This window comes from Methylobacterium sp. E-041, from assembly GCF_022829665.1.
Lineage (GTDB): Bacteria > Pseudomonadota > Alphaproteobacteria > Rhizobiales > Beijerinckiaceae > Methylobacterium.
The window spans coordinates 112,916-135,573 of the sequence record NZ_JAKSYQ010000228.1 but is presented as its reverse complement, the minus strand read 5'-3'; the positions used below and the strand labels follow the sequence as shown (position 1 = coordinate 135,573).

The following is a 22,658-nucleotide window of genomic DNA, read 5'->3' as shown; positions in this document are numbered from 1 at the left end:
AGATCCACCGTCCGAAGGGTGAGACCCTGCAGTCAGGTTCCTCCCCAACGCAGCCTTGCATGGTTCGCCGAAGCGGGCCTTTTTGGGTAATAAAAGGGGAATGAAAGTGATTGTAAGATCTTGTTAGGAGTATCCATAAGTCTTTTTTTACCACTCCCAGAAATGACGCCCCGCTGGCGCGCTTAAATCAAATTCGCGCGAATTGGGATCATCGAGTCTTCGAAGCTCTGGGGCCGGCTTGACCACAAGGTTGTCCTTCGTGATCGAAATTCTGTTCCCATGCCAACCCTTTGACCGATCTTCAGTGGAAAAAATCCGGCCATAGTATTTACGCTGGGCATGAGCCATACTGAGCACGATGTAGTGACGCAAGATGAAATCGATCGGATAGGGGTTCAGTCCTTCTCCTATGAGCAAGTGCCCGCCGTAAGCGCTATTATCCAAACCTGCATCTCGTCGCCAAGCACGGTATAGGCGCGGGTAGGAGGGTTGGAAAAAATAATAGCTCTGCATTTTCTCGGCATAATCTTCTTGCTCAAAATCTTCGCCCGGCAGAGGCAAAAATACTATTTCGTGAAAATTTACACAGTTGAAACCAGCATTATCGGCTGCGTCAAACCCTTCTAAGAGTGACTGACCATCATTTGGACTCATCAACCACTCATCAGCATCGCAATGTAAAATCCAGTCGTGCTCCGCTTCGCTTATGATGCCCCGCTTTGCGACGAGTTGATCTGTTAAAGAAAACGCGCCCCTCCATGGGAGGTCGTGTATGCCAATTAAACCTTTCCCTAAATAAGTCTCGGCGGCTTCGCGAGTGCCGTCTGTTGAGCCGTTATCAATCAAATATACTTCTAGACCGGAGGATATTAAGTCGTCAATGCATCTATGAATGTGAATAGCTTCGTTGCGCACACATAAGATTGCTAGTGCCGAAATCATTGATCAGCCACCTTCCTTTGAGCAAAGCAGCGCCATGAAGGCGTCTCTGCTGCTGTGCATCCTGGATGAACCGAGCGCCGCTACCGATGTGCGGGAGATAGCATACGGCGCGTCAAGCTCACCATTGGGTCCGCCCACCTTAGCGCTGTGGCGGTCTTTTCACGTCTTTCGTCCGAGTGGCACATGGATCGCTTATGCCAACCCGGTGAGGCAATCCCGTTTCCTACTCATTCCTACCCGAGTCGCACTTCAGCCCCGCCGGCAACCGCCGCGCGGGGCATTTTCGTCTGGCTGGAACAAGCTGCAGCGTAAAATCTTGAGCATGGGATTTGTGGTCACCGAGGCGGTCTTTATCCCGCTGATCCGGTTCTGTAGAAAGGCGCAACGTTGTCGGGATCAAACAGCGGCTATCGGATTGGCGTCCGCCCGGCGCCTAGCAACCCGAAGCGGTACCTCTGGACCATTTATGGGACTACGACATTGTTCTACGAGGCGTCTCAGACCGAGTACGAGTCTGTGGAGACCGCCCTTGCTGAAGCCAACGCACGGCTCTGCGAAATGAGCTAAGCCTCCTACACAGTCGCGGACGACATCAGTCCGCCCGGCATCCGCCGCGGCGGGCTTCTCCGTGCGCGTCGCCTACCGCGCGGCCTCCCACACCGGCACCCCGATAGGTCGCCCCGGCCGGTCCCGCCGGAAGGTCTGGTTCCCGTACCGGATCCAAGTGTCGCCGATCGCCTCGACGCGGCGCGCGTTGATCATCAGGCCGCCGCAGTAGTCGACCCGGACCACGCCGACCGTTGGGTGCACGCCGAACAGGTCGGTGACTGTCCAGCCCAGGGCGACGACCTCCTCCCCGAACCGGTCGAGGAAGTCGATCGCCGCCTCGCGCATCTCCTGCCAGCGCTGCGCAGAGAACCCGGGACAGGGCGGCACCGTGGGCTTCATGGCCTCGAGCGCATCGCGCCAGGTCTGGACGTCGGAAGGCACGGGTCGAATCGGTGCGGGTGATGCCATGGGTCTCGCCGGATGTGGGCCGGCGGGGATAGGGGCGCGGGCGGGGCGGCGCAACGCGGCGGACAGGCGCTGGCCTATCCCGGGCCGAGCACCTTCAGCAGTTCGAGCCCGCTGTCGCTGAGGAACCACGCCTGCTCGTCTCGCCGGCGTCCGGGGTACTGCGCCGGCCGGACGTCGATGTAGCCGAGCTCGACGAGCGCCTGCATCGATTTTGGATGGGCGGAGAGCCGAAGGCCGAGCGGGTGCATCGCTGCCGCGCGAAGGGCTTCCAGGGCGCGCTTCCGGATGGGCTGGTCGTTTGATGCCATCGCGATTTTGTAGGGTGGATCAGACGATCATCAACGCCGCGCTAATCAACCGACCGCAGCTTCGGCCCCGCCCCGGTGTGCACGCCCGTAAAGTCGGGCCGGGTGCTGATCCGGTCCTTCCGCTTGCAGGCCGAGCACACCAGCCGAAGCGCGACATCCGGCACGGGGAAGTCGTCCGGTAGGCCGTCGAAAGACATGGCGCCGCTGTGCCCGCACTCGCAGAACACGAGCAGCCCACGGGCGCCGTTCGCCTTGCTGTTCGCGATCGTGGCCGGCGGCTGCTCGATGCCGTCGGCGTCGTACCAGCGGCGCGGGTTGCGCAGGTGCCTCGGGACGCCGGTCACGCCAGCCGCATCCACATCTCGGCCGCAAGCATCACCAGGAAGCCCGAGCCGAACAGGTAGAGCGGGAGGCGGTTCCTCGTGTAGTTTGCGGCCTCATGAGGCAACTGGACCAACGCTATAAATTCTGTTGTGTTATTATCGAGCGTCGGAATACACCGCATAGCAATCACAGATTTATATCCAGATTTTAGGTTGTCGGACTAGAATGATTCTCGTGGCAATGATCTTTATCTGAGATGATTTTACTATCTTAGCGTGCTGGTCTCTAAGATGCACTCTCCGATCTAACATCGATCTTGTTTGCTTGATTGCTTGTTCATCTTTTGGAAGCTTGTGGCCAATTGCGCGGAGGGCTTCGGCGGCTTCGTCGACGGGGTCGTCGCTCAATGCTCGGAACTCTCGTTCTTCTGCCGAGCGAGGAGGGTCAGCAGGTCGACGAGGTCGTCGGCCGCTTCCATGTCGAGGCCAGTCTGCGGCACGCCGTTGACGCGCGCCGGCTCGCCGGTGGCGATGTCGTAGACGGTCCAGCCCTCGTCGTCCTTCCGCATGTCGAAAAGCTGCGCCGGCGTGTTGCTGTTCGCAGGATCGCTCATGACGCCACCGGTCGCGCCAGCAGGATCGCGGTCCGCACCATCCCGCGACGGAAGGTGTCGGACGCGCCTGGCTCGGCGACCGCCTTCCGCGATGGCTCGTGGTCCTTCACCGCGGCGGCCGGATCCACGGTGTGCCCGCTGGCGAACCGGAACACGCTCACCGTCGGGTCGCGCATGAACACGTCGACCGCGGCGTTCACCTCGTCGGAGGCGATCGTCTTGGCCTTGATGAGGTCGCCGGTCGTCGGGTCTGCCATGGGGCGATCCTAACGACCGGCGGATGCTGGCGCCACACGCGGATCGAGGCGGTGTCGAAGAATGCCGATTTCCCAGTCTGCTTACCATGTGCTTACCGGTCATCATTTCCGGTAAGCAAGCAGAAGGCTAAGTGTTGGTGCCGCTTGAGGGATTCGAACCCCCGACCCCCTCATTACGAATGAGGTGCTCTACCAGCTGAGCTAAAGCGGCATCCGTCCGCGGTCGCAGGGTGCGATCGCCGAGGACACGGTGCATAGCCGTCCGGTCTGCCGTTGGCAAGGCGGCACCATTCGCGAGGTCGGCGGCGATGCAGGCGGGACACGGCGGCGCGGGGAAGCGTCGGGGGCGCGCTTCGCGTCCTTGACGGGGGCGGATGCGGCGGGAAGGGTCCCACCGCACCGGGCGCGCCGGTCGCGGGAACATCGCCATGTCGCTGATCGCACGCCTGCGGGCCTATGCCGCCGAGGCCCTCGGGGTCGCTGCGCACGAGACGCCGGGCGACGACACCCACCTGGCCGCCACCGCGCTCCTCGTCCACGTGGCCCGGGCCGACGGCATCCTCGCGCCGGCGGAATCGGAGCGCCTCGCGCGGCTGGTGCGCGGGCGCTACGCCGAGAGCGCCGAGGCCGCCGACGCCTTGATCGCCCGGGCCGCCGCCTTCGATTCCGAGACCCGCGACGTGGCGAGCCTCGTCGAGATGCTGCCGCACGAGGCCGATGCCGGCGAGCGCGGGCGCATCCTGGCGATGGCGTGGTCGGTCGCCGCCGCCGACGGCCACGTCGACGAGTTCGAGGAGGCGCTGGTCTGGCGGCTCGGCAAGCTCCTCGGCTTCGACGAGGCCGGGATCGCGCGGGCGCGCGGCGAGGGCATCCCCGGCATCGCCGCCGATCCGGCCTGAGCGGCGGCGATCGATGATCGCGAGCCTGACCCTGATCCTGCTGGCGCAGCTCCTCGGCGAGGTGCTTGCCCGCAGCGCCGGGCTGCCCCTCCCCGGCCCGGTCCTCGGCATGGCCCTGATGCTGGGCTTCCTGGTGCTGCGCGACCGGCGCGCGCTGCACTTGGCGCGGGTCCTGCCGAAGCCGCTGACCGACGGGACGTTGGAGAACACGGCCCGCGGGCTGCTCGCGAACCTGTCGCTGATGTTCGTTCCGGCCGGCGCCGGGATCGTCGGGCGCCTCGACGTGGTGCAGGCGCAGGGGCTTCGCCTCGCAATCGTGGTCGTGGTCTCGACCGCGGCGGCGCTCGTCGCCACGGTTCTGGTGTTCCTCTGGGTCGCGCGGCTGACGGCGCGGGTCGGGGGCGACCGGTGAGCGGCGAGTTCGCGGTCTGGGTCTACCTCGCGCGCACGCCGCTGCTGTGGCTGACGGTGACGCTGGCCGCCTACCTCGTGGCGGACCGGATCTCGGCCGCGAGCGGGCGCCACCCGGTGGCGAACCCGGTGCTCATCGCCATCGCGATCACCGGCACGGTGCTGACCCTGACCGGCACGCCCTACGCCACCTACTTCGACGGCGCGCAGTTCGTCCACTTCCTGCTCGGGCCGGCGACGGTGGTGCTGGCGATGCCACTCTACGAGCACCGCGCCACGGTGATGCGGGCGCTGCTGCCGATGCTCGCCGCCCTCGTCGCCGGCTGCACGGTGGCGCTCGGCAGCGCGATCGTGCTGGCGCGCCTCCTCGGCATCCCCGAGCCCGTCATCGTCTCGCTCAGCCCGAAATCGGTCACGTCGGGGGTGGCGATGGGCATCTCGGAAGCGCTCGGCGGCGACCCGACGTTGACGGCGGTGCTGGTGATGCTGACCGGCATCACCGGCGCGATCCTGGTGACGCCGCTGATGCAGGCCTTGGGCATCCGCGACATGCGCGCCCGCGGTTTCGCGGTCGGGCTCGCCGCCCACGGCGTCGGCACCGCGCGGGCGTTCCAGGTGAGCGAGGTCGCCGGCACCTTCGCCGGCATCGCCATGGGGTTGAACGCCTTCCTCACCGCGATCTTCGTGCCGCTGGCGCTGCGGATCCTGTCCTGAGGGCGCGCCGTCACGCGCCGAGGCGGTCGGCCACCGCTTCGGCCAGGGACAGGCTGGCGGTCAGGCCCGGGCTCTCGATCCCGAATAGGTGGACGAGGCCCGGCAGGCCGTGCTCGGCCGGCCCGTCGATCACGAAGTCGGCGGCCGGCTCGCCCGGGCCGGTGAGCTTCGGGCGGATGCCGGCGTAATCGGGGACCAGCGCGCCGTCGGGCAGGCCGGGCCAGTAGCGCCGGATCGCCGCGTAGAAGGCGTCGCCGCGCGCCGGATCGACCCGGTAGTCGACCGCCTCGATCCACTCGACGTCGGGGCCGAAGCGCATCCGCCCGGCGAGATCGAGGGTGAGATGGGTGCCGAGGCCGCCCTCGACCGGTGCCGGATAGATCAGCCGGGAGAACGCGGGCTTTCCCGTGAAGCCGAAGTAGTTGCCGCGCGCCAGCACACGGCGCGGCACCCGCTCGGCCGGGTAGCCCTCGGTCTGCGCGGCCAGGGCCTGTGCGTCGAGGCTCGCCGCGTTGACCACCGCGTCGCACGGATAGTCGCCGGGGCTCGCACCGCCGAACGCCGCCGCCCAGCGTCCGTCGCGGCGCCCCAGGCCGGTGACGGGGGTGTGCAGGGCGATCGCGCCGCCGCGATCCTCGAGATCGCCCTGCAGCGCCAGCATCAGGCCGTGGCTGTCGACGATTCCCGTCCGCGGCGACAGAAGCGCTGCGGTGCAGGCGAGGTTCGGCTCCAGGCGTCGGGCCTGGGCGGCGTCGAGCAGATCGAGTCCTTCGACGCCGTTGGCGACGCCGCGATCCCGGATCGCGGCGATCGTCTCCGCTTCGGCCTCCGTCGTGGCGACGATGAGCTTGCCGCAGGCGCGGTGGGCGATGCCGTGGCTTTCGCAGAGCGCGTAGAGCCGGCGCGCGCCGTCAACGCAGTGCTTCGCCCGCAGGGAGCCCGCCGGATAGTACATCCCGCCGTGGATCACCTCGGAGTTGCGCGCGGACACGCCGGTGCCGATCGCCTCCGCCGCCTCCGCGACGACGACCTCGTGCCCCCGCAGCGCCAGGGCGCGCGCAGTCGCGAGGCCGACGACGCCCGCACCGACGACCAGGACTTCCATGATGCGATCCTCCGCCGCCCGTTCTCGGCGAGGTCGCCGGACCGGTAAAGGCCCGGTGCCTCGTCGAGGGCGTCGCACCGGGCGGCAGCACGAGATATACAACTAGAAAGTGTATAGCGATTCGCGCGAGTGGCGGACGATTTAGGGTTCACCTAAGGGTGTGTCGCCGTGAGCGAAATTGGCGACCCGAGCGCGCTGCGTGCGTGCATTTGCAACCCGCTTGAGCGCGTTAATCAATTCTAAGTAGATTTAACGCACTGAATGGGTCGCGCATAAGTTGTGTTTTGAGCGCGCAGGCGCATAATCGTTCGGCAGCGGCTCCTCCCGCCGCGTCCCTCTAGAGCGATCGACCGCTCAAGCATCCTGGTTTCGACGACTTCGCGCCCCGGCGCACCCACCAGATTGAATTCGGAAGGACACGACCGTGCAGACCACCTCAGACCCCATCGATCTCGCCGCGAAGATCCTCGCCGCCTACGTCGCCCGAAACTCGGTGCCGGCCGCCGGCTTGCCGGACCTCATCCGGACGGTGCACGGCTCGATCACCGGCCTGCAGACGCCGCCGAAGCCGGTGCTCGCCCGGCCGACCGACGCCCAGATCCGCGCCTCGATCCGCCAGGATTCGATCATCAGCTTCGAGGACGGCAAGCCCTACAAGGCGTTGCGCCGGCACCTGACGCTCCGCGGCCTGTCGCCGGAGGCCTACCGCAGCAAGTGGGGCCTCCCGATCGACTACCCCCTGGTCTCGGCGAGCTACAGCGCCCGCCGCTCGGTGATCTCCCGGACCATCGGCCAGAACCAGCGCCTGCGGCTGCAGCAGGCGGCGGAGTGATCCGCTGAACCTCGACCGCCCTCGCGTCCGACGTCGGCGCCGAGGGCGCATGGATGGGCCGAACCGGATCGGGCTGCCGCGGCGACCGCCGTGCGGGCCCGATCCGATGCCATCCCCGGGATCCGACGATCCCGGCCGGGCGCCGTCGCGGCGATGCGCGGGCTCGCCTGTCAGATCGCGCGCATCTCGCCCGCTGACAGCCGGATCGCCTTCGCCATGCGGCTCGACAGCGACCCGACCACGACGACCTCGTCGCTCCCATCGGCCTGCGCGCGCACGATCTCCAACGCCTCGTCCGGGCGTCGCGCCATCACCGCGTAGACCGAAGCCGGCACCGTGCTTGTGGCCGCGTCCGCGGTCACCGCGACGAGGAAGGTGGTGTAGCGCCGTCCGATACGCTTCGGCATGATCGGTCGAGCCTTTCACGCGCCCGCCCTCGCGCCGAGCCGCAAAGCGTGCCACGAGGGACCGGAAGCGGCGCGTCGACGGTCGGGCGCCGAGGGGTATCGCCGCGATGCTGGGATGGTTCCGGGCGCTGATGCCGCGCGAGGATCGGTTCTTCGATCTGTTCGCGCGCCACGCCGAGACGTTGGTCGCCGGAGCCGACGCCCTTCACGGCCTGCTCCAGGGCGGCGATGCCGTGCCGGAGTTCGGCCGCACGATCGTGGCGCGCGAGGCGGAGGCCGACGCGATCACCGGCGAGGTGCTGCTCGCGGTGCGCCGCAGCTTCATCACCCCGTTCGACCGCGGCGACATCAAGGACCTGATCCAGTCGATGGACGACGCCATCGACCAGATGCAGAAGACCGTGAAGACCATCGAACTCTACGAGATCCGCACCTTCGAGCCGCTGATGCGCGAGATGGGCGACACGGTGGTGCAGGCGGCCCGCCTCACCGCCGAGGCCGTCCCGCTGCTGAGCGCGATCGGCACCCACGCCACGCGGCTCTCCGCCCTCACCGAGGAGATCACCCGCGTCGAGGGCCGCTCCGACGAGCTGCACGACCAGGGCCTCAAGGCGCTGTACCAGGCCCACGGCCACACCGACCCGATGCGCTACCTGATCGGACGCGAGATCTACGGCAGCCTCGAGAGCGTGGTCGACCGGTTCGAGGATGTCGCCAACGAGATCAGCGGCATCGTCATCGAGAACGTCTGAGGATGACGATCACCGCGCTCGCGCTGCCCTGGCTCGTCGGACTGATCGCCGTCGCGCTGGTCTTCGACTTCCTTAACGGCCTGCACGATGCGGCCAACTCGATCGCCACCATCGTCTCGACGCGGGTGCTGCGGCCGCGCTACGCCGTGATCTGGGCGGCGTTCTTCAACTTCATCGCCTTCCTGTTCTTCGGCCTCCACGTGGCGCAGACGCTCGGGACCGGCATCGTCGACGCCAGCATCGTTGACGCGCCGGTGATCTTCGCCGCGCTGATCGGCGCGATCGCCTGGAACGTCGCCACCTGGGTGCTCGGCATCCCGTCGAGCTCCTCGCACGCCCTCGTCGGCGGGCTCGTCGGCGCGGGCCTCGCCAAGGCCGGGCCGCCGGTGATCGTGTGGGCCGGCCTCGGCAAGACCATCGCCGCGATCGTTCTGTCGCCGCTGCTCGGTTTCCTGCTGGCGCTGCTGCTGGTGCTCGCTGTCTCCTGGAGCTTCGTGCGCGCGACGCCGTTCGCGGTCGACCGCACATTCCGGGTGATGCAGTTCCTCTCCGCCTCGCTCTACTCCCTCGGGCACGGCGGCAACGACGCCCAGAAGACCATGGGCATCATCGCGGTGCTGCTCTACTCGCAGGGGCTGCTCGGATCCGAGTTCTATATCCCGCTCTGGGTCGTGCTCGCCTGCCAGGGCGCGATGGCGCTCGGCACGCTGCTCGGCGGCTGGCGCATCGTCCACACCATGGGCTCGCGCATCACCCGCCTGAACCCGATGCAGGGGTTCTGCGCCGAGACCGGCGGGGCGATCACGCTGTTTGCCGCGACCTGGCTCGGCGTTCCGGTCTCGACCACCCACACCATCACCGGAGCCATCGTCGGCGTCGGTGCCGCTCGCCGCACCTCCGCGGTGCGCTGGGGCGTGGCCGGCAACATCGTCATCGCCTGGGTGCTGACGATGCCCGCCGCCGCACTGATCGCGGCGGGGTGCTACGCGCTCGTCGGGCTGTTCGCCTGACCCGCCGTCGGGGTCGCCGCGCGAGCCTGCCCCGATTCGCACATTCCGGCTGACGGAGCGCACCCTGGCCCCGGTGCACGCTCCCGCGCCGAGCCGGATCCTTCGCCGGCCTGAGAGCGCCGGTGCGTCCCGCCGAGGCGGCGCACCGGCGCGGCGCGCTTCAGGCGAGATGGCGCCCTTCCGCCATGCCGAACTGCAGGTAGTGGTGGAGCGGATCCATGCCGAGAGCCGCCACGTCCGGGTTCGCGGCGAGGTAGGCGTCGGTGTGGAAGGCCGTGCTCGGGTCGCGTCCCGCGAACCAGCCGGTCTGCTCGTAGTGCAGCAGCGGATTGGTCCCGGAGGCGGCGACGTCGGGGTTGGCGGCGAGGTAGTCGTCGGTCGAGAAGTAGGCGTTCGGGTCGCGGCCCTCATGCGCGCCGGTGGTGAGGTAGTGCGTGAAGGCGAACGAATCCGCCGACCCGCTCTGCGACCGTGCGGCGGCCGCCACGTCGAGGTTGTGGGCGAGATAGTAGGTCGCGTCGAAGTCGCCGTAGAGATGGTCGCCCGTGCCGTTGGCGATGGTCAGCCCGGGGAACGCGGCGCGGCCCTCCGCCTGTCCGGTCGCGAGGTAGTGCTTGAGCGGATCGATCTTCGCGGCGGCCACGTCCGGGTTCGCGGCTAGGTAGGCCTCGGCCGAGAAGTCGGCGCCGGGGCTGCGACCGTCCAGCCACCCGGGCACGTCGTAATGCGTCAGCGGGTTCACGCCGGCGGGACCGAGCTTCGGATTGGCCGCGAGGTAGGCGTTGGTCGAGAAGGAGGCGTTCGGGTCGCGGCCCTCGTGCCATCCGTACTGCGCGTAGTGCGTGTCCGGATCGATGTGGGCGCGCCAGACGTCGAGGTTGTGCGCGTCGTAGTACAGGTCGTCGACCAGGGGCGACCCGTCCTTCTCCCGCACGGTCCCGTCGGTGAAGGCGATGGTGGCGACGCCGGTGAGGTCGGTGACGGTGCCGTTCGGCGCCGTCATCAGGTCGTGACCGTCGCGGAAGTCGAAATGCGCCTCGGTCAGCGCGAATCCGAAGCTCAGCGACGACGGGATCGCCGCCTTGGCGACGTTCAGCGTCAGCGTGGTCTGGCTGGTGTTGCCGGCCGCATCCGCCACCGTCTCGGTGTACACCGCGTGCCCGACCTTCGTCGGCTGGTAGCTGTAGCTGCCGTCGGCCGAGACGGTGAGCGTGCCGCTCGGGTCGTAGGCCTGGACCGTGCCCGAGGCCGGGACGACGTGGGACGGCCCGTTGCCGAACTGCACCGCCACCAGGTGGAGCCTGGCGGCACCGGTGTCGTTGGCCAGCACGTTGCCGGCGAGCGCCGCCGCGAAGGTGCCGGAGGCGGTGTCGGCCTTCAGGGTCGGAGCGACGTGATCCAGCACGAAGCCGAGGGACCCGGCGACGGAAGCGTTGCCGGCGGCATCGGTCTGCACGACGGAGACGGTGTGGGCGCCGTCCTTGAGCGTGCTCGGGTTGTAGGCGGCGACCGCGCTGCCGTCGACGACATAGCTCAGCTTGCCGCCGGCCTCGGCCGGCGTGACCTTGAGGGTCGCGTCGGCGGTGATCCGATCGGTCGAGGAGAAGCCGGTATCGTGGGCGAGCGCGATCGTCGGCGCAACCGGCGCGGTGTGGTCGAGGGTGAAGCCGACCGTGCGGGCGGCGGAGACGTTTCCGGCGGCGTCCGACTGGGTCACCGAGACCGTATGGGCGCCGTCCTTCAGCGTGCTCGGGTCGTAGGCCCCGACCGCGCTGCCGTCGACGACGTAGCCCAGCTTGCCGCCGGTCTCCGCCGCCTTCACGGTGAGCGATGCGTCCGAGGTGATCCGGTCGCTCGCCGATGCGCCGGTGTCGTGGGCGAGCGCGAGCCCGGGCGTGCCCGGCGCGGCACGGTCCAGGACGAGGCCGACACGTGCGGAGCCCGCGGCGACGCCGAGATAGGTTTCCGTCGCCGTCAACGTGTGGACGCCGTCGACGAGCCCGGCCGGGGCGATGGTGTATTGCCCGGTCGCATCGGCGGTCGCGCGGCCGACCGTGCGGCCGGCTTCGTCGACCAGCGTCACCGTCGCGCCCGCATTGGTGACGCCGCTGACCGTGGCGTTCGCCGTGATGCCGTCGATCGCCGACGTGCCGGTGTCCTGTGCCAGCGCCGTGGTGATCCCGGGGGCCTTGATCACCACCGAGGTTGTGCTGTCGGTGGCGGCGGTCGGGTAGGCGTTCGAGATCGCCTGCAGGGTGAAGGTCGTCGTGCCGGGCTGGCCGATCGTGGGCGCGAAGGTGAGCGCGTGCAGGGCCGCGGTGATGGTCGCGGCCGAGCCGGACAGGATGTAGGCGCCGTCGTTGGTGGCGGCGAGCCCGGCGCCGGACAGCGTGCCGCCGGCCCCCGTGACGGTGATCCGCAGGGTATCGGTCGCGCCGAGATTCGGGTCGGCGAGGGTCGTCGTCGCGAACGGGCTCATCGCGGCCTGCGCGGTGGTCTGGTTGGCGACCGTGCCGGTGATCGCCGGGCCCCCGGCGGCGACGTAGCCGATCGGCAGGCCGTGCGGATCGACGGAGAGCGGCAGCCCGTTGTTGTCGTAGATCGCGTTGCCGTTGCCCGGGCCGTTGTTCTGCTGCAGGCGCAAGCTGCCCCAGCTGTAGAACAGCCGCTCGCCGGCCGGCACCGCGGTGTCGAAGGTCAGCAGCACGTGGTTGGCGTCGACGATCTGGGCGGCGGTGCCGTTGGCCTCCGCGGTCGCGTCGTCGTAGCCCGCGCGAACGGACCAACCGGTGCCCGAGGCGGCCACGCCGTCGAGTCCCTGCAGGCTCGCGGCCTGATCGAAGGCCAGGGTGACGAGGAGCTGGTTGGCGTGCCCGGCCACCGCCGAGACCTGGGTGACCTGCGGCCCGAGATTGTCGATGTTGCCGTTGGCCAGGCTGAACGGCGAGCCCGGCATCGCCGATGCCGCGAACTGCTGGGCTAGGCCGAGGGCGGCGCGGCCGTAGAGCGCCTGCTGGTCCTGCGTATTGAGGTGGAACCCGCCGTTGGCGCCGTCGTGATCCATGGTCACGTCGCTGCTCTGCAGCGTGACCACCTTCGCGTTGAACGCCGCGTCGGCGCTGAGCTCGGCCTGCCCGACCGCGATCGCCTGATTCTGCAGGGGCTGCTGCGGCGCGCCGGCGGCGAAGGGGATCGGCGAGACGAACAGGTAGGGCGCGTCGTTGGCGCTCAGCCCGAGGACGGCGCGGGCGAGGCCGGCCTCGTAGCGCATGGCGCTCATCCAGCGGTCGGCCGTAAGCCCGGTGGTGAAGTTGCTGTCCCACTCGTTGTGGAGCATCACGATCGCGGTCGGCGCGCCGCGGTCGGTGGCCGGCAACTGGTTGATCGCGCTGAGATAGCCGCGCTCGAGATAGGTCGAGGACCAGTCGGTTCCGTTGGGATGGAGCCAGTCGGCCGTCAGCGAGGTGCCGCCGATCTCGGTGTCGGCTTTGTTCGGATCGTTGCTCGACGCGACGACGTTCACGCGCTGGTTGATGCCGTCGAAGCCGAGCAGCTTCTGGATCTCCTGGCGCATCACCTCAATCTGCCCCTCGACCGTGGGGTAGTAGGTGTTGGACTGGCCGCGCACGACGACGTTGATGACCTTGCTGACCGTGGGCGGAACCACGGTGGCCGGCGGGATGGCCGCGACGACGGCGAGGTCGACATGGTCCAGAGCCTGGCCCGGGACGAGCGCCAGGCCCGAGACGCCGCGGGCGTCCTCGCTGGCGAAGCCGGCGGGCGGGCTGACGACGACGCGGTAGTTCTGCCCGGCATAGGGGTCCGGCAGGGTGTAGTGGCCGTTCGGATCGGCGGTCAGGGTCGCGACGACGTAGCCGCCGCCGTCCATCACCGCGACGTGCGCGCCGGCGACGCCGGCCTCGCCGGCATCGAAGCGCCCGTTGCCGTTGGCGTCGGCGAACACGGTGCCCGACAGGCTGGCCGCGACCTTCGCAGCTCCGGTGACGAGGGTGTGCTCGTAGTTGACGGCGGTGCCGTTCACGACCGTCCGCGAGACGCTCGCGGGCGCGTCGACGACGGCGTTCCCGAGACCGGGATCGAACGCGACCGTGTATTGCCCGCCGCCCAGGCCGAGAAAGGCCCAGGCGCCGTTCGGGCCCGTCGTCGTGGACTGGATCGCGTGCCCGCTCGGGTCGTACAGCGTGACGACGGCGCCGGTCTTTCCGCCGTCGCTGGTGTCGATCCGTCCGTTGCCGTTGGAATCCGCGTAGACGATGCCGTTGATGCTGCCGGCGGGGGCCAGGTTGAACCCCTGGCTCACGAGGGTCGGCGCGCCGTGATCGACGGAGACGGCCTGCCAGTTGAAGCCGTCGGCGGTGGTGATGCCCTGGTCGCCGTGGAAGCCGCCACTGGTGTGGAACCGCAGCGCGTAGGGTCCGTCGGCGAGGTTGGCGAAGATGAAGTTGCCGTTCGCTTCGGTGGCGGTGCTGCCGTAGAGGACCGTTCCGGCCGCATTGTAGAGGTCGATCGGGAAGCCGGCGCCGAGGCTGTACTCGCCGGCTTGCTGGCTGCCGTCGGCATCCGTGTCGAAGAAGGTGTGGCCGCCGACGCTGCCGCTGCCGGCGGACGGCGCGAGCGTCGGCGCGGCCGCCAGGACGAAGCTGTTGCCGTCGGACCCCGAGGCGACCGAGGTCGCGACCGCCTTGTAGGCGCTTCCGACAACGGTCTGACCCAGCGGGTTGACCACCTGCACGGTGTAGGCGCCGGCGAGCCCCGAGAAGCCGTAATGGCCGTCGGCGTCGGTGCTCGTGCTTCCGACGAGGTTCCCGACGCCGTCGAAGGCGCGGACGATGGCGCCGCCCTGGCCCTCGCCTGCCGTCACCTGCCCGTCGCCATCGAGGTCGGTCCCGACCGTGCCGCCGATCGTGCCGCCGGCGCCGACGTAGAAGCCCTGATCGACCGTGGTGGTGGCGCCGCGGCCGACGGTGACGTTGGTGATCCAGCTGGCGCCGTCCGCGGTCATCGTGGCCTGGTCGCCGCGGAAGCCGCCGCCGCTGCCGAATCGGATCGCGTAGGTGCCGTCGGGGCGCTGGCCCAAATCGTAGTTGCCGTTGGCGTCGGTCAAGGTCGTCGCGATCAGGGTCTTGCCGTCCGCGCTGTACAGGCCGACCGGGAACCCGCCGAACAGGTTGCCCTCACCGTATTCCTGCGTGCCGTTGCCGTTCGTGTCGAAGAACGTGTGCCCCTTGAGGCTGCCATAGACGGCCATGATGCTCTCTCCCCGGTCTGATCGTCGTTGTTGATTGTCTCGAGGCAGGTGCCGTGAGGGCATCCGCCGCGAACGCGGCGACGCTTGCAGCGAGGCGCGCCAGCAACGCGCGCCGCGCTGACCGCTTCAGCCTTCGAACGACGCGCGATGCATCGGCGCGGACGATTTTTTCGCGAAAGAGATCAGGCTAGGTGGCGTGAGAGGAGGAAGATCCTCGGTCGCACGGATGGCCGATCGCAGCGGGCCGGATGCGGCGGCGCGTCCCACGAGAGGCGTGCACCATCCGCAACGCGACGCGTCGCCCGGTCGACAGTCTCGGCCAGGGGCAACATCTCCTGGTTGCACAGGATGTATTTCATTGGTCTCGACATCGATCGGCCCGCCTCCCAGACGAACCCGACGCAGGGGGACATGGTCACGCTGCATCGAGAGCAGCTTTTGGAGCTGCTTTTTTTCATGCGTGTTAAGAACTATTAGCCATATGCGGCCTCGGCAATGACCAACCTAGGAAATATATCAACACGCCCCCGCATTTGTAACGCGGCCGAGGTCGGCGTTGGCGGTGTGTGGACGTTGAATGCATCGACGCTGAGCTGCCGCGGCCCGGACGATCACACGCTGCCGACAGCGCTCTCGCCGTCGAAAGAATCATTTTATGACAACGATGTAGCGCTGGACAACGTGTCGATGGTGACCGCTTCCTGAACCTTCCTCGGCCCGTCGCCGCCGACGAGCCAGTGCCACTCGAACGGACCCACGAAGCTGCCGGCCAGTGAACGCGGAACGAGTCGTCGGGGACCAGAGTCCTTGATACCCTCAGATTGCATCACGGATAGGAATACCCACCGACGGTGATGCTGTGCGCCCCGCGCGGATCTCTGATTCATCGTCGGCTGCGAAGGGCCGACGGACCGACCGACGTGCGGTGCCCGACGGAACGCCTCGCGGCGACCTCAACACCGTCGCGCGGTTAACGGCGGAGGCTGCGCCTAGGTGCACTATCGGGCTTCTTCACCGTAGCGCGAGGAGCACGCCGGCCAAAGAATGACGGGTGACGTGCTGGGGGGACGAGGCGGTCCTGGAAGCCGTGCAGCACCGGCTCGACGAGGATCGTCACGCGATGCGCACGCGTCGGCAGACGGTCGAGCACGTGTTCGGGACGCTGAAAGGCTGGATGGGGGCGACCCACTTCCGGATGCACAGGCTGAAGAACGCCTCAACCGAGATGAGCCTGCAGGTCTTGGCCCACGATCTGAAGCGGGTGATGGCGATCCTCGGCACCGGACCGCTGCTCACCGCCTTGCGGGCGTGAGGGCACGCGGCGCACCGTGCGCCATCGCCGCCCCAATCCAACACAGCACACCGCGTTCCCACACTGCCTCGGTGGAGGCGGTCGGACCACGGTTGGCGATATTCTCACGAAAGCGGACGAACGGCGGTCCCGGTACGTTATGACGTCTGCCGTATGGCGCCGGCGCCGCAGCCTATTGAACGACAGGCCTTCATCGGATTGAGCACTCAGCCTCCGCGGCTAGATTTCAGGCCGCTTGCGCGAGGGCGGCCTGGAACTCGGCCTCCGGCAGCAGCGCCCCGCCGGTGGTCCAGACGACGTGCGTCGCGTGGGCGACGTCCGGCAGGACGCCGCAGGCTGGCCCCACCGCCGCGAAGGCCGCCGCCGCCGACGGCTCGAGGCGCAAGGCCGCCCGGTCCCAGAGATCGCGCAGCCAGGCGAACAGGTCGGCGTCGCTCACCGTCACCACGGCCTCGACGAGGGCGACGACGGTGCCGGCCACCAGCATCGAGGCGGCGGCCACGGCCAGGCCGTCCGCCGCGGTCCGGTTGTCGAGGCCGATCTCGTAGACGCTCACCGACCGCGCCGAGCCTGCGGCGAGTTGCACGAGCATGCAGGGCGCGGCGACGGGCTCGACGAAGACGCAGCGCACGGCGTCGCCGTAGAGCAGCTTCAGGCCGAGGGTGACGCAGCCCGGGGCGCCGCCGACGCCGCAGGGGAGGTAGACGCACAGGGGATGGGCCGCGTCCACGCTCACGCCCGCCGCCTCGAGCTGGCGTTGCAGGTCGAAGGCCGCCGCCGCGTAGCCGAGGAACAGGTCGACCGAGCTCTCGTCGTCGACGAAGTGCGCGTCGGCGCGGCCCTCGAAGGCGACCCGCGCGGCGGCGACGGCGCTGCCGTAATCGCCCGCATGCTCCACCACCCGGGCGCCGAGGTCCCGCAGGCGGCGCTTCTTCCACGCCTTGGCGTCGTGGGACATGTGCACCTCGACCTGGAAGCCGAGGGCGCGGGCGATCACCCCGACGCTGAACCCGAGGTTGCCGGTGCTTCCCACCGCGATCGTATGGGCGCCGAAGGCCGCCCGGACATCCGGGTCGGCAAGGCGGGCATAGGAGGGCGCGCCCGACAGCCAGCCCGCCGCGAGGCCGAGCCGCTCGGCCTCGACCAGCACCTCGTAGACGCCGCCCCGCGCCTTGATGCAGCCGGTGATCGGGAGGTCGTGGTCGGCCTTCACCCAAGCCGAGGCCCCCGGGCGTCCCGACACCAGGGCGGCCAAGTCGGCGGAGAGCGGCAGGAGAGCCGAATCGATCCGACCGGTCGCGAGCTCGGGAAACAGCCGGGCGAGGAGCGGATCGAAGCGGCGCCAGCGCGCCTCGGCCGCCGCGACGTCCGCGAGGCCGAAGGCCAGGCCCGGCAGGATCTCGGCGGCTCGGCCCAGGCGCGGGTTGCGCCAGACCGTGGGTTTGGCATCCCGCACGGCATCGGGGAGATCGAGCGGGGGCGTGCAGGCGGCGCTCATACGGGCGGTGTCCTGTGACGGAAATCGGCTCGGATCGCCCGGGCCGGCGTGCCGAGCCGGCCGGGGACGAATTGGCGGCCGGGCGGCTGGCCTCGTCCACCGGGCCCGGACGGCATCGCACATGCGGCCGCCCATCATAAAGCCGTCGGCGAAGCTCACGGCTCGTTCGCCCTCGCCGAGCGCTTATGAACGATCCTTCCATTCCAATGGGTGATGGCGCAACGATCTTTCGGCTAAGACCGCCGGTCGTCTCATTGCAATAGGAAACAACGGCGCATTTCGAGAGCACCTTCCGCACCGACTTTGCTAGCTTTCTCGGGCTGACCAACAAAGGACGTCGCCTATGCTGTCGAAGTTCGAGCGTTATCCCCTGACCTTCGGCCCGAGCCCGATCGAGCACCTGCCGCGGCTAACGGCCCATCTCGGCGGCGACGTGCTGATCTACGCCAAGCGCGAGGATTGCAATTCGGGCCTCGCCTACGGCGGCAACAAGCTGCGCAAGCTCGAGTACATCGTGCCCGACGCCATCGCGAGCGGGGCCGACACCCTGGTCTCGATCGGCGGTGTGCAGTCGAACCACACCCGCATGGTCGCGGCGGTCGCCGCCAAGATCGGCATGAAGTGCCGGCTGATCCAGGAGGCCTGGGTCCCGCACGAGGATGCCGTCTACGACCGGGTCGGCAACATCATGCTGTCCCGCATCATGGGCGCCGAGACGCAGCTCGTCGACGACGGCTTCGACATCGGCATCCGCGAGAGCTGGACCAGGGCCCTGGAGGACGTGAAAGCCAAGGGCGGCAAGCCCTACGCGATCCCCGCCGGCGCCTCGGTGCACAAGTTCGGCGGGCTCGGCTACGTCGGCTTCGCCGAGGAGGTCCGCGCCCAGGAGGCCGAGATGGGCCTGCGTTTCGACTACATCGTGGTCTGCACCGTCACCGGCTCGACCCATGCCGGCATGGTGGTGGGCTTTGCCGCCGACGGGCGCGCCCGCAACGTCATCGGCATCGACGCGTCCTGCACGCCCGCCCAGACCAAGGCCCAGGTGCTGGAGATCGCAAAAAATACCGCCGCCCTCGTCGGCGCGCCGGCGATCGCCGAGGACGACATCGTGCTCAACGAGGACTACGCCTACCCGGTCTACGGCGTGCCCTCGAAGGAGACGGTGGACGCGATCCGCCTCTCGGCCCGGCTGGAGGGCATGATCACCGACCCCGTCTACGAGGGGAAGTCGATGCAGGGGATGATCGACCTCGTGCGGAAGGGCTTCTTCCCCAAGGGCGCGAAGGTGCTCTACGCCCATCTGGGCGGCGCCCCCGCGCTCAACGGCTACAGCTACACCTTCCGAAACGGCTGAGCCGACTTGCGCCGGACCGGCCGACCGATGTCAGACGCCGCCGGGCTCCGTCGGCGGCAGCGCGGCGACGAGCCGGCGCAGGAAGGCCTGGACGGCGTGCGGCAGCTTGCGGTCGCGCATCACCTGGACCTGGATGCCCCGCATCAGGCTCATCCGCGCATGCACCGGGATGCAGACGAGCTCGCCGAGGCGCACCGGCGTCTGCACCGTGAGGGCCGACATCAGCGCGAGCCCCTTCGTCCGCCGGACGAAGGGCAGCAGGGCGGAAAGGATGTTGGCCGTGAGCGTCGGCTCGATGGTGATGCCCTCCGCGAGGCAGGCCGCGTCGAAGACCCGGCGAGCGGTAGTGTCGAGGGTCGGCACCGCGATCGGGTAGGCCTTCAGGTCCGCGAGCCGGATCGCGGGTCGGCGCGCCAGGGGATGATCGGGGGCACTGAGCGCCACCATCTCGACGGCGTTGTCGTAGGCGACCGCGACCAGGCTCGAGGGGGCGAGCGCGAAGGTGATGCCGATGTCGGCGTCGCCCGCCGCCACGACGTGCGTGACCTGGGCGGGGGGCAGCATCTGCACCTCGAAGCGGATGCCCGGATGGGCGGCGTGGAACTCCGCGATCGCGTTGGGCAGCAGGTCGAGGGCGAAGCCCTCCGAGGTGGCGACGCGGATGAAGCCGCGCGCGAGGCCCTGCAATTCCTGGATGTCAGCCGCGACCTGCTCGGCGCGCAGGAGGGTCTGGCGCGCGTGTTCCGCCAGCAGCTCCCCGGCCGGGCTCAGCACCATGCCGCGCGGGCGCCGCTCGAAGAGGACGCAGCCGAGTTCGCTCTCGAGGTTGGAGATCTGCCGGCTGATCGCCGACGCCGCGATGTTCAAGTGCGTCGACGCCGCGGCGATCGACCCGGTTCTGGCGACGGCCAAGACGTAGCGGAGGCCCGAAACGTTCATGGAAACCTGTCGATTGCCGAAACGGCACGGCAGCAATCGCGAAATTCTACTTGTTGCGATGCCAATTGCACAACACCATGGCACGACGAAAAAAGCGGCATACCGATGCGGCTGGCACTAGGCCGACCGCGCGGACGGGCGAAAAGGACCGACATCATGGCGAGCGGGATCATGGCGAGACACGGCTCCACGGCACGCGCCGCGCTCACCCTGCTGATGCTGGCCGCCAGTGTCCCGGCCCTTGCCGGCAAGGCGAACGACACCCTGGTCTACGCCTCCGACACCGAGCCGGAAAACGTCAGCCCCTACCACAACAGCGCCCGCGAGGGCGTCATCCTGGCCCGCAACGTCTGGGACACCCTGATCTACCGCGACCCGAAGACCGGCACCTACCAGCCGATGCTGGCCACCTCTTGGCGGTGGGTCGATCCCGTCACCCTGGAACTGACCCTGCGTGAGGGCGTGACCTTCCACAACGGCGACGCCTTCGGCCCGGAAGACGTGGCCTTCACCTTCAACTACGTGCTGACGCCGGAAGCCCGCACGGTGACGAAGCAGAACGTCGACTGGATGAAGTCGACGGAGGTCGTCGACGCCCACACGGTCCGCATCCATTTGAAGGCGGCCTTCCCGGCGGCGCTCGAATACCTCGCCGGGCCGACCCCGATCTTCCCGGCGACCTATTTCAGGCGCGTCGGCCTCGACGGCTTCGCCAAGGCGCCGGTCGGCACCGGCCCCTACCGCATCACCGCGGTCGAGAACGGGCGCGGCGTCAAGATGGAGCGCTTCGCCAAGTATTGGCCCGGCAGCCCGATCGGCGCGGCCAAGATCGGCAAGCTCGAGTTCCGCGTCATCCCCGACGCCGACAGCCGCATGGCCGAGCTCGTCACCGGCGGCATCGACTGGATCTGGCGCGTGCCGAGCGATCAGGCCGACCAGCTGAAGGGCGCCCCCAACGTCTCGGTCCTCAGCGCCGAAACCATGCGGGTCGGCTTTCTGCAGTTCGACACTCTCGGCCGGGCCAAGGAGAACTCGCCCCTGAAGGATCCCCGCGTCCGGCAGGCGATCTCGTACGCCGTCGACCGCAAGGCCATGGTGGACAACCTCGTGCGCGGCGGGAGCCGGGTGATGAACGCGGCCTGCTTCATCGACCAGTTCGGCTGCACCGACGAGGGCGTGCCGCGTTACAGCTACGATCCGGCCAAGGCCAAGGCGCTCCTCAAGGAGGCGGGCTACCCGAACGGCTTCGAGATCGATCTCGGCGCCTACCGCGAGCGCGACTACGCCGAGGCCGTGATCGGCTACCTGCGCGCCGTCGGCATCACCGCCCGGCTGAACTACCTGCGCTACGCGGCGCTCCGCGACCTCATCCGCGGCGGCAAGATCTCGATCGCCTTCCAGACCTGGGGGTCGTTCTCGGTCCTCGACGTCTCGGCCTTCACGGGCGTCTACTTCCGCGGCGGCGACGAGGATCTGACCAAGGACCCCGAGACCATCGCGGCTCTCCAAGCCGGGGACGGGGCGACCGACCCTGCGGTGCGGAAGGTCAAGTACGCCGAAGCGCTTAAGCGCATCGCCGGCCAGGCCTACGCCCTGCCGCTGTTCTCGTACTCGACGAACTACGCCTTCACGTCGGACCTGACCTTCACGGCGCAGCCCGACGAGCTGCCGCGCTTCTACGCGGCGCAATGGAAGTGACGGCCGGCGCCTGAAGCCGACCGACCGCCGACCGACCGAGGGAGCCGGACCATGCTGCGATTCATGATCCAACGAAGTCTGGTGGCCCTGGCGGTCGCCGTGACGGTGTCGGTGGCGAGCTTCATGCTGCTGCACCTGTCCGGGGACCTGGCCACCGCGATCGCGGGGCCGGAGGCGACCTCCGTCCAGGTCGAGGCGATCCGGGTCCAGTACGGGCTCGACCAGCCCCTCCTGGCTCAGTTCGCCGCGTGGGCGGGCCGGGCGATCCGGCTCGATTTCGGCAACTCGTTCTACTTCCGCGAGAGCGTGATCGACCTGCTCGCCGCCCGCCTGCCGATCACCCTGTTCCTCGGCGTGGTGGCCCTGGCCGTGGCGCTCTTCGTGGCCATCCCCCTCGGAGTGCTCGCCGCGGTCCGGCGCGACACCTGGATCGACCGGGCCGCGCTCTCGGTCTCGGTGCTGGGCCAGGCCATGCCGAGCTTCTGGTTCGGCCTGACCCTGATCATGATCTTCTCGGTGAACCTGCGCTGGCTGCCGGTCTCCGGCAACACGACCTGGAAGCACTTCGTGCTACCGGCGATCGCGCTCGGTTACTACGCCATGCCGGCGGTGATGCGGCTGACCCGCAACGGCATGCTCGAAGTGCTGGCCTCGGACTATGTCAGGACCGCCCGCGCCAAAGGTTTGCCGCCGCGAAAGATCCTGATCCGGCATGCGTTGCGCAACGCCGTGATCCCGGTGATCGCGCTCGCCGCCGTCCAGTTCGGCTTTATGCTCGGCGGCTCGATCGTGATCGAGGCGGTGTTCTCGCTCCAGGGGCTCGGCCAGCTCGCCTGGGAATCCATCGCCCGCAACGACTTCCCGGTGGTGCAGGCGATCGTGCTGGTTTTGGCGATGATCTACATCGCCCTGACGCTGGCCGCCGACCTCCTGAACGCCTTCCTCGATCCCCGGCTGCGCCAATGACCCTCCAGCCATCCGCTTCCCCGCTCAGCGC

The 22,658-nt window shown here is 68.5% G+C and carries 20 protein-coding genes, 1 tRNA gene and 1 pseudogene; 10 read left to right on the top strand and 12 right to left on the bottom strand.

Translation table 11 applies throughout. The features are described from left to right. Positions 1-147 precede the first annotated feature (147 nt). From MKK70_RS21130 to MKK70_RS21100, 7 genes are all read right to left on the bottom strand, one after another. Positions 148-942 (bottom strand): glycosyltransferase, encoded by a 795-nt coding sequence (locus tag MKK70_RS21130; protein ID WP_243949688.1) that lies wholly within the window; start codon positions 940-942, stop codon positions 148-150. Positions 943-1,581: 639 nt separating this feature from the next. Continuing rightward, a complete protein-coding gene (locus tag MKK70_RS21125; RefSeq protein ID WP_243949687.1) occupies positions 1,582-1,932 on the bottom strand; it encodes a hypothetical protein in 351 nt (116 codons plus the stop codon). 101 nt (positions 1,933-2,033) lie between these two features. After that, on the bottom strand, positions 2,034-2,267 hold the full coding sequence (locus MKK70_RS21120; RefSeq protein WP_243949686.1) for a hypothetical protein: 234 nt from the start codon (positions 2,265-2,267) through the stop codon (positions 2,034-2,036). Positions 2,268-2,308: 41 nt separating this feature from the next. Then, on the bottom strand, positions 2,309-2,611 hold the full coding sequence (locus tag MKK70_RS21115) for a hypothetical protein (RefSeq protein ID WP_243949684.1): 303 nt from the start codon (positions 2,609-2,611) through the stop codon (positions 2,309-2,311). 383 nt (positions 2,612-2,994) lie between these two features. Continuing rightward, positions 2,995-3,204, bottom strand: a complete 210-nt coding sequence (locus MKK70_RS21110; protein ID WP_243949682.1) for a hypothetical protein — start codon at positions 3,202-3,204, stop codon at positions 2,995-2,997. Next, complete coding sequence (locus tag MKK70_RS21105; protein WP_243949681.1) at positions 3,201-3,461, bottom strand: hypothetical protein; 261 nt, start codon at positions 3,459-3,461, stop codon at positions 3,201-3,203. The genes MKK70_RS21110 and MKK70_RS21105 overlap by 4 nt, the downstream gene beginning before the upstream one ends. 135 nt (positions 3,462-3,596) lie before the next feature. After that, positions 3,597-3,672: transfer RNA gene (locus MKK70_RS21100), tRNA-Thr, on the bottom strand. A gap of 217 nt (positions 3,673-3,889) precedes the next feature. On the opposite strand from MKK70_RS21100, the gene MKK70_RS21095 reads away from it, so the two are divergent. The 3 genes from MKK70_RS21095 to MKK70_RS21085 are packed head-to-tail and all read left to right on the top strand — an operon-like array spanning position 3,890 to position 5,485. Next, positions 3,890-4,360, top strand: coding sequence for a TerB family tellurite resistance protein (locus tag MKK70_RS21095; RefSeq protein WP_243949680.1), 471 nt, complete (start codon positions 3,890-3,892; stop codon positions 4,358-4,360). A 13-nt stretch (positions 4,361-4,373) separates the two neighbouring features. Further along, complete coding sequence (locus MKK70_RS21090) at positions 4,374-4,772, top strand: CidA/LrgA family protein (protein ID WP_243949679.1); 399 nt, start codon at positions 4,374-4,376, stop codon at positions 4,770-4,772. Next, the gene (locus MKK70_RS21085; RefSeq protein ID WP_147725671.1) at positions 4,769-5,485 is read left to right on the top strand and encodes an LrgB family protein; all 717 of its coding nucleotides are present in this window, start codon (positions 4,769-4,771) and stop codon (positions 5,483-5,485) included. The genes MKK70_RS21090 and MKK70_RS21085 overlap by 4 nt, the downstream gene beginning before the upstream one ends. A gap of 10 nt (positions 5,486-5,495) precedes the next feature. On the opposite strand, the gene MKK70_RS21080 is transcribed toward MKK70_RS21085, so the two are convergent. Further along, complete coding sequence (locus tag MKK70_RS21080) at positions 5,496-6,590, bottom strand: NAD(P)/FAD-dependent oxidoreductase (RefSeq protein WP_243935205.1); 1,095 nt, start codon at positions 6,588-6,590, stop codon at positions 5,496-5,498. Positions 6,591-7,014: 424 nt separating this feature from the next. Here MKK70_RS21080 and MKK70_RS21075 point away from each other — a divergent pair, with 424 nt between their 5' ends. Continuing rightward, a complete protein-coding gene (locus MKK70_RS21075) occupies positions 7,015-7,422 on the top strand; it encodes a MucR family transcriptional regulator (protein ID WP_147725669.1) in 408 nt (135 codons plus the stop codon). A gap of 170 nt (positions 7,423-7,592) precedes the next feature. Here MKK70_RS21075 and MKK70_RS21070 read toward each other — a convergent pair whose 3' ends face one another. Next, positions 7,593-7,829, bottom strand: coding sequence for a hypothetical protein (locus MKK70_RS21070; RefSeq protein ID WP_147725668.1), 237 nt, complete (start codon positions 7,827-7,829; stop codon positions 7,593-7,595). A gap of 107 nt (positions 7,830-7,936) precedes the next feature. Here MKK70_RS21070 and MKK70_RS21065 point away from each other — a divergent pair, with 107 nt between their 5' ends. Then, a complete protein-coding gene (locus MKK70_RS21065) occupies positions 7,937-8,581 on the top strand; it encodes a DUF47 domain-containing protein (protein WP_147725667.1) in 645 nt (214 codons plus the stop codon). Between the two features lie 2 nt (positions 8,582-8,583). Then, positions 8,584-9,591 (top strand): inorganic phosphate transporter, encoded by a 1,008-nt coding sequence (locus MKK70_RS21060; RefSeq protein ID WP_147725666.1) that lies wholly within the window; start codon positions 8,584-8,586, stop codon positions 9,589-9,591. A gap of 160 nt (positions 9,592-9,751) precedes the next feature. On the opposite strand, the gene MKK70_RS21055 is transcribed toward MKK70_RS21060, so the two are convergent. Beyond that, entirely contained in the window at positions 9,752-14,860 is a 5,109-nt protein-coding gene (locus tag MKK70_RS21055; RefSeq protein WP_243949678.1) for a beta strand repeat-containing protein, read from the bottom strand. Between the two features lie 1,021 nt (positions 14,861-15,881). On the opposite strand from MKK70_RS21055, the pseudogene MKK70_RS21050 reads away from it, so the two are divergent. Continuing rightward, positions 15,882-16,172 (top strand): annotated as a pseudogene (locus tag MKK70_RS21050) (transposase); the annotation flags it as partial. A 226-nt stretch (positions 16,173-16,398) separates the two neighbouring features. Here the strand turns inward: MKK70_RS21050 and MKK70_RS21045 are convergent. After that, positions 16,399-17,670, bottom strand: a complete 1,272-nt coding sequence (locus tag MKK70_RS21045) for a D-serine ammonia-lyase (RefSeq protein WP_243949677.1) — start codon at positions 17,668-17,670, stop codon at positions 16,399-16,401. 343 nt (positions 17,671-18,013) lie between these two features. On the opposite strand from MKK70_RS21045, the gene MKK70_RS21040 reads away from it, so the two are divergent. Then, positions 18,014-19,024, top strand: a complete 1,011-nt coding sequence (locus MKK70_RS21040) for a 1-aminocyclopropane-1-carboxylate deaminase (protein ID WP_243949676.1) — start codon at positions 18,014-18,016, stop codon at positions 19,022-19,024. A 30-nt stretch (positions 19,025-19,054) separates the two neighbouring features. Here MKK70_RS21040 and MKK70_RS21035 read toward each other — a convergent pair whose 3' ends face one another. After that, on the bottom strand, positions 19,055-19,963 hold the full coding sequence (locus MKK70_RS21035; RefSeq protein ID WP_243949675.1) for a LysR family transcriptional regulator: 909 nt from the start codon (positions 19,961-19,963) through the stop codon (positions 19,055-19,057). Positions 19,964-20,134: 171 nt separating this feature from the next. On the opposite strand from MKK70_RS21035, the gene MKK70_RS21030 reads away from it, so the two are divergent. Continuing rightward, on the top strand, positions 20,135-21,661 hold the full coding sequence (locus tag MKK70_RS21030) for an ABC transporter substrate-binding protein (protein WP_409568310.1): 1,527 nt from the start codon (positions 20,135-20,137) through the stop codon (positions 21,659-21,661). A 51-nt stretch (positions 21,662-21,712) separates the two neighbouring features. After that, a complete protein-coding gene (locus tag MKK70_RS21025; RefSeq protein ID WP_243949671.1) occupies positions 21,713-22,627 on the top strand; it encodes an ABC transporter permease in 915 nt (304 codons plus the stop codon). Positions 22,628-22,658: the final 31 nt, after the last annotated feature.